General features: G+C 66.1%; 8 protein-coding genes and 6 tRNA genes. 13 read left to right on the plus strand and 1 reads right to left on the minus strand.

Features of this window, described 5'->3' with window-relative positions:
- Positions 1 to 184: 184 nt before the first annotated feature.
- The 6 genes from KPB06_RS13890 (at position 185) to KPB06_RS13915 (ending at position 7220) form a co-directional block, all read left to right on the plus strand.
- On the plus strand, positions 185 to 541 hold the full coding sequence (locus KPB06_RS13890) for a hypothetical protein (RefSeq protein WP_060310064.1): 357 nt from the start codon (positions 185 to 187) through the stop codon (positions 539 to 541).
- A gap of 141 nt (positions 542 to 682) precedes the next feature.
- Complete coding sequence (locus tag KPB06_RS13895; RefSeq protein WP_059573663.1) at positions 683 to 2557, plus strand: extracellular solute-binding protein; 1875 nt, start codon at positions 683 to 685, stop codon at positions 2555 to 2557.
- 51 nt (positions 2558 to 2608) lie between these two features.
- A complete protein-coding gene (locus KPB06_RS13900; RefSeq protein WP_059573664.1) occupies positions 2609 to 3652 on the plus strand; it encodes a microcin C ABC transporter permease YejB in 1044 nt (347 codons plus the stop codon).
- Positions 3653 to 3700: 48 nt separating this feature from the next.
- Positions 3701 to 4798: an ABC transporter permease gene (locus KPB06_RS13905; protein ID WP_059573665.1), complete on the plus strand. Its 1098-nt coding sequence runs from the start codon at positions 3701 to 3703 to the stop codon at positions 4796 to 4798.
- A complete protein-coding gene (locus KPB06_RS13910; RefSeq protein WP_059573666.1) occupies positions 4795 to 6417 on the plus strand; it encodes an ABC transporter ATP-binding protein in 1623 nt (540 codons plus the stop codon). Before KPB06_RS13905 ends, KPB06_RS13910 begins: the two co-directional genes overlap by 4 nt.
- Before the next feature lie 128 nt (positions 6418 to 6545).
- Positions 6546 to 7220, plus strand: a complete 675-nt coding sequence (locus KPB06_RS13915; RefSeq protein ID WP_059573667.1) for a C40 family peptidase — start codon at positions 6546 to 6548, stop codon at positions 7218 to 7220.
- Between the two features lie 154 nt (positions 7221 to 7374).
- On the opposite strand, the gene KPB06_RS13920 is transcribed toward KPB06_RS13915, so the two are convergent.
- Positions 7375 to 8292: a patatin-like phospholipase family protein gene (locus tag KPB06_RS13920; protein ID WP_059573727.1), complete on the minus strand. Its 918-nt coding sequence runs from the start codon at positions 8290 to 8292 to the stop codon at positions 7375 to 7377.
- A 279-nt stretch (positions 8293 to 8571) separates the two neighbouring features.
- Between KPB06_RS13920 and gltX the strand changes: the two genes are divergently transcribed.
- The 7 genes from gltX to KPB06_RS13955 all read left to right on the plus strand — a co-directional run bounded on the left by gltX (position 8572) and on the right by KPB06_RS13955 (position 10985).
- Positions 8572 to 9981 carry a glutamate--tRNA ligase gene (gene gltX / locus KPB06_RS13925; RefSeq protein ID WP_059573668.1) on the plus strand — a complete coding sequence of 470 codons (1410 nt, stop codon included), beginning with the start codon at positions 8572 to 8574 and terminating at the stop codon, positions 9979 to 9981.
- 127 nt (positions 9982 to 10108) lie between these two features.
- Positions 10109 to 10184, plus strand: a tRNA-Ala gene (locus KPB06_RS13930).
- Positions 10185 to 10321: 137 nt separating this feature from the next.
- Positions 10322 to 10397, plus strand: a tRNA-Glu gene (locus KPB06_RS13935).
- Positions 10398 to 10475: 78 nt separating this feature from the next.
- Positions 10476 to 10552, plus strand: a tRNA-Asp gene (locus tag KPB06_RS13940).
- Positions 10553 to 10615: 63 nt separating this feature from the next.
- Positions 10616 to 10691: transfer RNA gene (locus KPB06_RS13945), tRNA-Glu, on the plus strand.
- 79 nt (positions 10692 to 10770) lie between these two features.
- Positions 10771 to 10847 (plus strand) — tRNA-Asp (locus KPB06_RS13950).
- A gap of 65 nt (positions 10848 to 10912) precedes the next feature.
- Positions 10913 to 10985: transfer RNA gene (locus KPB06_RS13955), tRNA-Glu, on the plus strand.
- Position 10986: the final 1 nt, after the last annotated feature.

Below are 10986 nucleotides of genomic sequence, written 5' to 3' on the forward strand. Positions count from 1 at the left end.
GCGGGATGAAGGATGTTCAAGGGAGGAAAGAGCGGGGGACGGGGGCGGGCGCCGATTGTTACAAGACGTTAGCGCGGGCTTCCCGTTGCGATGCCGCGCATCAGTTCTTACAAACTTGAAATATGCGGCCGCGGCGCTTGCCGCTATAGTCGAATCACACATGACACAACCAGAAGAGGAATCCATGAAGACTTTGCGTGTTGCCTCGCTCCTGACCGGTATGACGGCCTTGCTCGTGTCGGGCGCAGCAATGGCGGGAGTCAATGTCGGGATCAACGTCGGCGTGCCGGCACCGGTCTACGTCGCGCCCGCGCCCGTGTATGCGCCGCCGCCTCCGCCGCCGGTCGTCTACCAGCCGGCGCCGGTCTATGCGCCGGCGCCCGTGTACGGGCCGGCGCCGGCAATCGTGATCGGCTGGCACGGCGACCGCTACTGGGACGGCCGCCGCTACTGGGGCCGCGACGAATGGTATCGCCACCATGGTCGCGGCTGGGGCGATCGCGGTCACTGGGATCACGGCCGCCACAACGGCTGGCGCTGACGGGCGGCTCGCGCATGCGTGCCGCGTGCGCGACAACTGCTCGCGAAGAAGACCGCCCGCGTCGGCGGTTTTCTTTTGGCTCGACGGATGAATGGGTAGAATCGCTCCACGTTACTACCCTCATTCGACGACAGGGCCTCTATGACGAAGGGTTCGCCCCGGGCCGCCGCCACGCGCGCCCGCTTCGGCGTGCTGCGGGCTGCCGGCCGCGTGGCCGCGGTGCTGGCGCTGCACGCGGCGCTCGCCGCGCCGGCCGCGCACGCGGCCTATGCGATTGCGCAGTACGGCGAGCCGAAGTATCCGCCGGGCTTCAAGCATTTCGACTACGTGAATCCCGACGCGCCGAAGGGCGGCACGCTGGTGCTGGCGAACCCGAACCGGCTGACGTCGTTCGACAAGTTCAATCCGTTCACGATGCGCGGCAACGCCGCGCCCGGCATCGACATGCTGTTCGAGAGCCTCACGACGGGCAGCTCCGACGAACCGGCGTCCGCATACGGGCTGTTGGCCGACGACATCGACGTCGCGCCGGACCGCCGTTCGGTCACGTTCCACCTGAATCCGCGCGCACGCTTCTCGAACGGCGATCGCGTGAGCGCCGACGACGTCAAGTTTTCGTTCGATACGCTGAAGAGCAAGCAGGCCGCGCCGCAGTTCGGCGCGTATTTCGCGGAGATCGCGAAAGCCGTGGTCGTCGATCCGGCGACCGTGCGTTTCGAGTTCCGCAGCGCGAATCGCGAGCTCCCGCTGATCGCCGGCGGCGTGCCGGTGTTCTCGCGCAAGTGGGGATTGCGCGCGGACGGCTCGCGCATCCCGTTCGACCAGCTCGCGTTCGAGCAGCCGATCGGCAGCGGCCCGTACGTGATCGACCATTACGACAACGGCCGCACGATCACCTACCGGCGCAACCCCGCGTACTGGGGCGCCGACCTGCCGGTGCGGGTCGGCACCCACAACTTCGAGCGGATCGTCTACAAGCTGTACGGCGACGGCGTCGCGCGGCTCGAGGCGTTCAAGGCTGGCGAATACGACGTGCTCGTCGAGTACATCGCGCGCAACTGGGCGCGGCGCGACGTCGGCAAGCGCTTCGACAGCGGCGAACTGATCAAGCGCGAATTCCGCCAGCATAACGGCGCCGGCATGCAGGGCTTCTTCATGAACCTGCGCCGGCCGCTGTTCCGCGATGTGCGCGTGCGCCAGGCGCTCGACCTCGCGTTCGACTTCGAATGGCTGAACCGCCAGCTGTTCTACAGCGCGTACACGCGCCTCAACAGTTATTTCGCCGATACCGACCTGCAGGCGACCGGTACGCCTGGCGAAGGCGAGCTGAAGCTGCTGGAGCCGCTGCGCGCGCAGCTCGATCCGGCCGTGTTCGGCCCGATGGTCACGCAGCCGGACACGAACCCGCCGGGCTCGCTGCGCGCGAACCTGCTGAAGGCGCGTGCGCTGCTCGCGCAGGCCGGCTGGACCTATCGCGACGGTGCGCTGCGCAATGCGAAGGGCGAGCCGTTCGCGTTCGAGATCCTCGACGACGCGGGCGGCGCGATGGAGGGCATCGTGACGGCCTACCAGCGCAACCTGGCGAAGCTCGGCATCGACGTGCGGTTTCGCACGGCCGATTACGCGCTGCTGCAAAAGCGCCTCGATGCGTTCGACTACGACATGACGACGATCCGCCTGCCGGGCGTGCAGGTGCCGGGCGCCGAGCAGTACTCGCGTTACGCGAGCAAGTTCGCCGACGAGCCGGGTTCCGACAACTTCATCGGGCTGAAATCGCCGGCCGTCGACGCGCTGCTGCACGCGCTCGGCGCCGCGCAGACGCGCGAGGAGCTGCTCGACGCGACGCACGCGCTCGACCGCGTGCTGATGCACGGCTACTACGCGGTCCCGCAGTGGTACAGCACGACGCACCGCATCGCGTACAAGCGCACGCTCGCCTATCCGCAGACGCTGCCGCTGTACTATTCGGCCGAGGGCTGGGTCGTGTCGACCTGGTGGGCGAAGCCCGATCACTGACCCGCGCCGGCCCTTCGTCCAACCCACCACCCGATCACGAGTCGACGCCCTATGTGGAGCTACATCCTCAAACGCCTGCTGCTGATGATCCCGACGCTCGTCGGCGTGCTGACGCTCACGTTCGCGGTGATCCAGTTCGTGCCGGGCGGCCCGGTCGAGCAGGCCGTGCAGGAGTTGCGCAAGGGCGCGACGGAGCAGGGCGCGACGCCGTTCGGGATGCGTGCGCACACCGGCGTCGACGCGCAGCAGCTCGCGCAACTGAAGGCGCTGTACGGCTTCGACAAGCCGCCGCTCGAACGCTACTGGCTGATGCTGAAGCGCTTCGCGCGCTTCGATCTGGGCGACAGCTACTTCCGCCACCAGAGCGTGTGGGCGTTGGTCGTGCAGAAGCTGCCCGTGTCGATCAGCATCGGGCTGTGGACGTTCTTCCTCACGTACCTGATCTCGGTGCCGCTCGGCATCGCGAAGGCCGTGCGCAACGGTTCGCCGTTCGACGTCGCGACGAGCCTCGTCGTGCTCGTCGGGTACGCGATTCCGGGCTTCGTGCTCGGCGTGCTGCTGCTCGTGCTGTTCGGCGGCGGCTCGTTCTGGCAGCTCTTTCCGCTGCGCGGCCTCACGTCGGACAACTTCGCGCAGCTGTCGCTCGCCGGCAAGGTGCTCGACTACCTGTGGCACATCGCGCTGCCGATCACCGCGTCGGTCGTCGGCAGTTTCGCGGTCGTCACGATGCTCACGAAGAACGCGTTCCTCGACCAGATCCGCCGGCAATACGTGCTGACCGCGCGCGCGAAGGGGCTCTCCGAGCGCAGCGTGCTGTGGAAGCACGTGTTCCGCAATGCGATGCTGCCGCTGATCGTCGGCTTTCCGGCCGCGTTCATCGGCGCGTTCTTCACCGGCAGCCTGCTGATCGAGACGCTGTTCTCGCTCGACGGCCTGGGCCTGCTGTCGTACGAGTCGGTCGTGCGGCGCGATTACCCGGTCGTGCTCGGCACGCTGTACCTGTTCACGCTGATCGGGCTCGCGACCAAGCTGATCTCCGATCTTTGCTATGTGTGGGTCGATCCGCGCATTCAATTCGACAACCTGGAGCGCTGACATGAAACGAGCCGTTCGCATGCCCGGCGTCATCGGGCGAGGCGCGCGATGAACCGGGCCGTCGCATCCCCCCGCATCGATGCCGCGCGCGCGCGCGTGTCGCCGTCGCCCGCGCGCCGCGTGTGGCAGCGCTTCAGGCAGCAGCGCCTCGGCTACTGGAGCTTCGTGATCTTCGTCGTGGCCTTTGCCGCGAGCCTTGCGGCGCCGCTGTGGTCGAACGACAAGCCGCTCGTCGTGCGCTACGACGGCCAGACCTATTTCCCGATGTTCCATGCGTACCCGGAGACGACCTTCGGCGGCGATTTCCCGACGCCGGCCGACTATCTCGATCCGTACGTGCGCAAGCGGCTCGAGGCGCCCGGCAACTTCGTCGTCTATCCGCCGAACCGCTATTACTACGACACGCTGAACTACTTCTCGAACGTGCCGAATCCGGCGCCGCCGTCGCGCGAGAACTGGCTCGGCACCGATGCGCAGGGCCGCGACCTGCTCGCGCGGCTCGTGTACGGGTTCCGCGTGTCGGTCGAGTTCGGGTTGATCCTGACCGCGATCGGCACGCTGCTCGGGATCGCCGCGGGCGCGGTGCAGGGCTTCTTCGGCGGGCGCATCGACATCGTCGGGCAGCGGCTGATCGAGATCTGGAGCTCGCTGCCGGAGCTGTACCTGCTGATCATCTTCGCGTCGATCTTCGAGCCGAGCTTCCTGCTGCTGATCGTGCTGCTGTCGCTGTTCGGCTGGATCGGGCTCGCCGACTACGTGCGCGCGGAATTCCTGCGCAACCGCACGCAGGACTACGTGCGCGCGGCCCGCGCGATGGGGCTGACGAACTGGCAGATCATCTGGCGCCACGTGCTGCCGAACAGTCTGACGCCGGTGATCACGTTCCTGCCGTTCCGGATGAGCGGCTCGATCCTCGCGCTCACCAGCCTCGATTTCCTCGGCCTCGGCGTACCGCCGCCGACGCCGAGCCTGGGCGAGCTGCTCGCGCAGGGCAAGGGCAATCTCGATGCGTGGTGGATCTCGCTGTCGACGTTCGGCGTGCTGGTCGCGACGCTGCTGCTGCTGACCTTCATGGGCGATGCGCTGCGCAACGCGCTCGACACGCGGATCGCCGATTCGGTGCGCGCGGCGGGAGGGCAGCGATGAGCGAGTCGACCGTATCGACGCAACACGAGCCGCTGCTGTCGCTCGAGCGTCTGCACGTCCGTTTCGGCGACACGGTCGCGGTCGACGACGTGACGCTCGCGATCGGGCGCGGCGAGCGCGTCGCGCTCGTCGGCGAGTCGGGGTCCGGCAAGAGCGTGACCGCGCTGTCGATCCTGCGGTTGCTGCGCGACGCCGAGGTCACGGGCGCGATCCGCTTCGCGGGGCAGGATCTGGCGGCCAGGAGCGAGCGCGAGATGCGCGGGCTGCGCGGCTCGGACATCGCGATGATCTTCCAGGAGCCGATGACGGCGCTCAATCCGCTGTACACGATCGGCGTGCAGATCGGCGAGACGATCGTGCTGCACGACGGCGTATCGGCCGTGGAGGCGCGCAAGCGGGCGATCGCGCTGCTCGCGCGCACCGGCATCGCGGAGCCGGACAAGCGCGTCGACAGCTACCCGCACCAGTTGTCGGGCGGCCAGCGGCAGCGCGCGATGATCGCGATGGCGCTCGCGTGCCGGCCGCGCCTGCTGCTCGCCGACGAGCCGACCACCGCGCTCGACGTGACGATCCGCGCGCAGATCGTCGATCTGCTGCTGGAACTGCAGCGCGAGGAAGCGGAAAAGCGCGGGATGGCGATCCTGCTGATCACGCACGACCTGAATCTCGTGCGGCACTTCGCGCAGCGCGTCGCGGTGATGGAGCACGGCCGGCTGGTCGAGAGCGGGCCCGTCGAGCGGATCTTCGCGGCGCCCGAGCATCCGTATACGCAGCGGCTGCTGAACAGCCGGCCGCAGCGGGCGGTCACGCCGGTGATGCCGATCGCGCCCGTCGTGCTCGACGCGCGCCACGTGAGCGTGCAGTTCGCGCGCAAGCGGCCGGGCTTCGCGGGTTGGTTCGGCACGGTGCCGGTGACGGCCGTGGCCGACGTGTCGGTGTCGGTGCGGCAGGGCGAAACGCTCGGGATCGTCGGCGAATCGGGATCGGGGAAGTCGACGCTCGCGATGGCGCTGCTCGGGCTGCAGAAGACGGCCGGCGGCGAGATCGAATTCCAGGGACGCGCGCTGTCGACCTATCGCGGCCGCGAGCAGACCGCGCTGCGCTCGAACATGCAGGTGGTCTTTCAGGATCCGTTCAGTTCGCTTTCGCCGCGTCACACGATCGAGCGGATCGTCGGCGAGGGGCTCGAGCTGCACCGCCCGGACATGACGCCGGATGCGCGCCGCGCGAAATCGCTCGCGGTGCTGCGCGAAGTCGGCCTCGACCGCACGGTGCTGCACCGTTATCCGCACGAATTCTCGGGCGGCCAGCGCCAGCGGATCGCGATCGCGCGCGCGCTGGTGCTGGAGCCGCGCATCCTGATCCTCGACGAGCCGACCTCGGCGCTCGACGTGTCGATCCAGCAGCAGGTGCTGAAGCTGCTCGCGAATTTGCAACAGAAATACAACCTCGGCTACGTCTTCATCAGCCACGACCTGGAGGTGATCGGCGCGATGGCGCACCGCGTCGCGGTGATGCAGGACGGCGCCGTCGTCGAGTCGGGGGAGGTGGCCGACGTCTTCACGAGACCGTCACATCCTTACACACAAAAGCTGTTGAAAGCGGTCTGGAAAGCGTGATAGGCGTCCAATGGTCTGACCATCTCGATTGTATTTTTTAATTTGTTTTGACAAACGATTACGCGCTGGCTAGTATCGACCGAAATTTTCCGCCAATCAGCTGATTTTTAAGCACATTCCATCGACCAATGCAGCATCGATCCCTGACCCAGGCATGCGCGCGCACCATCGCCGGGCTATTCATCGGCGCCCTGTTCGCAGCAGCTCCCGGCGCGTTCGCCGACGAAGTCAGCAGTTTTAACCAGAATGTCACCAATTCGACTCAGATCGGGTCGAGTTCCTCCCTCCAGCAGACCAGCGCGCAGCCGTCCGGCGGCGGCGCGAAGTCGTTCCTTGCCGGCATGGCGGGCAAGGCAGGCGACGTGGTGGTCGGCGCGCTGAACATGATCGGCGTGCGGTATCGCTGGGGCGGCAACTCGCCGGATTCGGGCCTCGACTGCAGCGGTTTCGTGCGCTACGTGTTCCAGGACACGCTCGGCATGTCGCTGCCGCGTCGCGCGGAAGAAATGAGCCGTGTCGGCGAAAAGGTGAGCATGAGCAACCTGAAGCCGGGCGATCTCGTGTTCTTCAACACGATGCGCCGCACGTTCTCGCACGTCGGCATCTACATCGGCGACAACAAGTTCGTGCATTCGCCGTCGACGGGCAGCACCGTCCGCGTCGACGATCTCGACAGCGGCTACTGGGAAAAGCGTTTCACCGGCGCGCGCCGGATCGAATCGGAATTCCCGATGAAGCCCGAAGACCTGCGTCAGCGCGTGCGCGCGACGCTCGGCGACGATTCGGCGAACGGCGGCAACTGACGTTGGCCGGTCGGTCAGGCCGGACAATAAAAAACCCTGTCGCCGGGAGGCGGCAGGGTTTTTTGTTTTGAGGCCGGCACGGACGACGGACGAGGCGGAAATCGTTCCGTCGGCCACCGGCAGGCGCGCGTGCCGCGGCCTCCCGCCCGCCGTGTTATGCGGCGGCAGTCACGCCACGTGCCGCCGCGAGCTTGCGCTGCAGTTCCGGCATGATGCGCGCGACTGCTTCCTCGCCCGCGAGGATCGCCGCGTTGCGCTGGTTGAAGTCGCTGCCGCCCATCGCCGCGAGGTTCGGGCGAATCACGACGTCCGCGTACTTGTCGAGTTCGTAGGTCTTGATCGTCTGGCCCATGATCGTGAAGGTCTGCAGCAGCATCTCGATCGGGTTGTTGGTCGCCGCGCCGTCGGGCCGGGCCGAGATGTCGACCGCGATCACGAAGCTCGCGCCCATCTTGCGCGCGAACGATGCGGGCACCGGGCTCACGAGGCCGCCGTCCACATATTCGCGGCTGCCGATCCTCACCGGCTCGAACACCGACGGCACGCTGCACGACGCGCGCACCGCGAGCCCCGTGTTGCCTTGCTGGAACAGGATCGGCTGGCCGCTTTGCAGGTCCGTCGCGACGATGCCGAGCGGTTTCGCCATCTTCTCGATCGGCCGGTTGTTGAGCGTCTTGTTCAGGAAATTCTGCAGCGCCACGCCTTGCAGCAGGCCGCGCGAGCGGAACGGCAACGCCCAGTCGCTGATCGACGCCTGGTCCATGTCGAGGGCGATCTTGTTGATCTGCAGCGCGTTCATGCCCGACGCGTAGAGCGCGCCGACCACCGAGCCCGCGCTCGTTCCGGCGACGATCTCGATCGGGATGCCGCGCGCCTCGAGCGCCTTCAGCACGCCGATGTGCGAGAAGCCGCGCGCGGCGCCGCCGCCGAGCGCGATGCCGATCTTCACCGGCTTCTCCTGCGGCAATGCCGTGCCGGGGCGGGACTTGTCGCCGAAGGACGTACAGGCGGCGAGGCTGGCGGACGCGCACGCGATCGTGAAGCGGCGGCGCGACAGGCGAGGGGACGACATCGAATGGTTCTCCGGCGGCTTGGCGCGGCGGGTCATGCGGCCCGCGGCTGCGATGGTTTCCGAGGCCGCGCGGCGGGTTCCGTGCGGCCGGCGCCGCGCCGGCTGGCGGCCGCGGCGCGCACATCATAAAGCAAGCGGCGCGCTTGGCGCGATGTCCGGCGCGAGTATAATTCCGGCTTCTTTCCCGTTCCGGGCGTCGCCGGCTCCGTTGCTGTCCAGGCTGCCGCCACCGTCCCGCGTCGAATCATTCATGCGCCCCAGGCGTTCGAGTTACCGTTTATGACCCGTCCTGTCCGTACCCGCTTCGCGCCGAGTCCCACCGGCTTCATCCACCTCGGCAACATCCGCTCCGCACTCTATCCGTGGGCGTTCGCCCGCAAGATGAAAGGCACGTTCGTGCTGCGCATCGAGGATACCGACGTCGAGCGCTCGTCGCAGGAAGCGGTCGATGCGATCCTCGAAGGGATGCAATGGCTCGGGCTGGACTTTGACGAAGGTCCGATCTACCAGATGCAGCGGATGGACCGCTATCGCGAAGTGCTCGCGCAGATGCTCGAGAAGGGCCTCGCGTATCCGTGCTACATGTCGGCCGAGGAACTCGACGCGCTGCGCGAACGCCAGCGCGAGGCCGGCCTGAAGCCGCGCTACGACGGTACGTGGCGTCCGGAGCCCGGCAAGGTGCTGCCGGAGCCGCCGGCCGGCGTGAAGCCGGTGCTGCGCTTTCGCAATCCGCTGACGGGTACGGTCGTGTGGGACGACGCGGTGAAGGGGCGTGTCGAGATCTCGAACGAGGAACTCGACGACCTCGTGATCGCGCGCCCGGACGGCACGCCGATCTACAACTTCTGCGTGGTGGTGGACGACATGGACATGGGCATCACGCACGTGATCCGTGGCGACGACCACGTGAACAACACGCCGCGCCAGATCAACATCCTGAAGGCGCTCGGCGGCGAGCCGCCCGTCTATGCGCACCTGCCGACCGTGCTGAACGAGCAGGGCGAGAAGATGAGCAAGCGGCATGGCGCGATGAGCGTGATGGCGTACCGCGATGCGGGCTTCCTGCCTGAAGCCGTGGTCAACTATCTCGCGCGTCTCGGCTGGTCGCACGGCGATGCGGAAATCTTCTCGCGCGAGCAGTTCGTCGAATGGTTCGATCTCGAGCATCTCGGCAAGTCGCCCGCGCAGTACGACCACAGCAAGCTGAGCTGGCTGAACGCGCACTACATCAAGGAAGCGGACAACGCACGCCTTGCGGAACTCGCGAAGCCGTTCCTCGACGCGCTCGGCATCGACGACGCGGCGATCGCGACGGGCCCGGCGCTCGATGCGGTGGTCGGCCTGATGAAGGACCGTGCGACGACGGTCAAGGAGATCGCGGAAGGCGCGGCGATGTTCTATCGTGTGCCGGCGCCCGACGCGGACGCGCTCGCGCAGCACGTGACCGATGCGGTACGGCCGGCGCTGGCCGATCTCGTCGCCGCGCTGAAGGCGGCCGAGTGGACGAAGGAGGCGGTGTCCGCCGCGCTGAAGGCGACGCTCGCCGCGCACAAGCTGAAGATGCCGCAGCTCGCGATGCCGGTGCGTCTGCTGGTGGCGGGCACGACGCATACGCCGTCGATCGACGCGGTGCTCGTGCTGTTCGGGCGCGACGTCGTGGTGTCGCGCATCGAGGCCGCGCTGGCCTGAGTTCGTGCGTCATTGAAGCTGTCTGCGTGTGAGCGCGCGGCAGCTTCGCAAAAAATTTCGCACGAATCGCAAAAAGGGTATTTACAAGATCAAAGTAGGTCCATATAATCTCATTTCTGTTCTGCAAGGGGGTATAGCTCAGCTGGGAGAGCGCTTGCATGGCATGCAAGAGGTCAGCGGTTCGATCCCGCTTACCTCCACCATCAGAACAAACCGAATTGATTGGCGAAGCAGCGGTAGTAATAAATGCTTCACAAAATAATTCAAAGCAGTTAGAATTTCGGCCTTCGCTGTTGACTGAAAGTAAATAGCGAAAGTCAGACAAATCTGAAAAGATTTTGTCCCCTTCGTCTAGAGGCCTAGGACATCACCCTTTCACGGTGAGTACAGGGGTTCGAATCCCCTAGGGGACGCCAGATTAAGCGGCGTTTCATGGAAGTGTCGCGAGGCTTGCGGGAACGTAACCGACGTCCCGCGGGTTGGGTAAGAAAGCTGGAGCGGTAGTTCAGTCGGTTAGAATACCGGCCTGTCACGCCGGGGGTCGCGGGTTCGAGTCCCGTCCGCTCCGCCAGAACGAAGCCCGTTCAAGACGTTTTTGAGCGGGCTTTTGTATTAAAGATGTAAGCAGTACGTTGTCCCCTTCGTCTAGAGGCCTAGGACATCACCCTTTCACGGTGAGTACAGGGGTTCGAATCCCCTAGGGGACGCCAGATTCAGCGGCGTTTCATGGAAGTGTCGCAGCGCCCGCAGGAACGTGACGAGATCCTGCAGGCGGTAGTGCAGAAAGCTGGAGCGGTAGTTCAGTTGGTTAGAATACCGGCCTGTCACGCCGGGGGTCGCGGGTTCGAGCCCCGTCCGCTCCGCCAGAACGAAGCCCGTTCAAAAGCGTTTTTTGAACGGGCTTTCTCGTTAAGGATGTAAGCAGTACGTTGTCCCCTTCGTCTAGAGGCCTAGGACATCACCCTTTCACGGTGAGTACAGGGGTTCGAATCCCCTAGGGGACGC

Origin of the sequence: Burkholderia semiarida, from assembly GCF_029268935.1 — a bacterium.
Taxonomy (GTDB): domain Bacteria; phylum Pseudomonadota; class Gammaproteobacteria; order Burkholderiales; family Burkholderiaceae; genus Burkholderia; species Burkholderia semiarida.

Excerpts from the sequence above, each read along its gene's own strand:
- KPB06_RS13900 (WP_059573664.1), top strand. The coding sequence starts at position 2,609 with ATGTGGAGCTACATCCTCAAACGCCTGCTGCTGATGATCCCGACGCTC.
- KPB06_RS13920 (WP_059573727.1), bottom strand. The coding sequence starts at position 8,292 with ATGTCGTCCCCTCGCCTGTCGCGCCGCCGCTTCACGATCGCGTGCGCG.
- KPB06_RS13910 (WP_059573666.1), top strand. The coding sequence starts at position 4,795 with ATGAGCGAGTCGACCGTATCGACGCAACACGAGCCGCTGCTGTCGCTC.
- KPB06_RS13915 (WP_059573667.1), top strand. The coding sequence starts at position 6,546 with ATGCAGCATCGATCCCTGACCCAGGCATGCGCGCGCACCATCGCCGGG.
- KPB06_RS13890 (WP_060310064.1), top strand. The coding sequence starts at position 185 with ATGAAGACTTTGCGTGTTGCCTCGCTCCTGACCGGTATGACGGCCTTG.
- KPB06_RS13895 (WP_059573663.1), top strand. The coding sequence starts at position 683 with ATGACGAAGGGTTCGCCCCGGGCCGCCGCCACGCGCGCCCGCTTCGGC.
- gltX (WP_059573668.1), top strand. The coding sequence starts at position 8,572 with ATGACCCGTCCTGTCCGTACCCGCTTCGCGCCGAGTCCCACCGGCTTC.
- KPB06_RS13905 (WP_059573665.1), top strand. The coding sequence starts at position 3,701 with ATGAACCGGGCCGTCGCATCCCCCCGCATCGATGCCGCGCGCGCGCGC.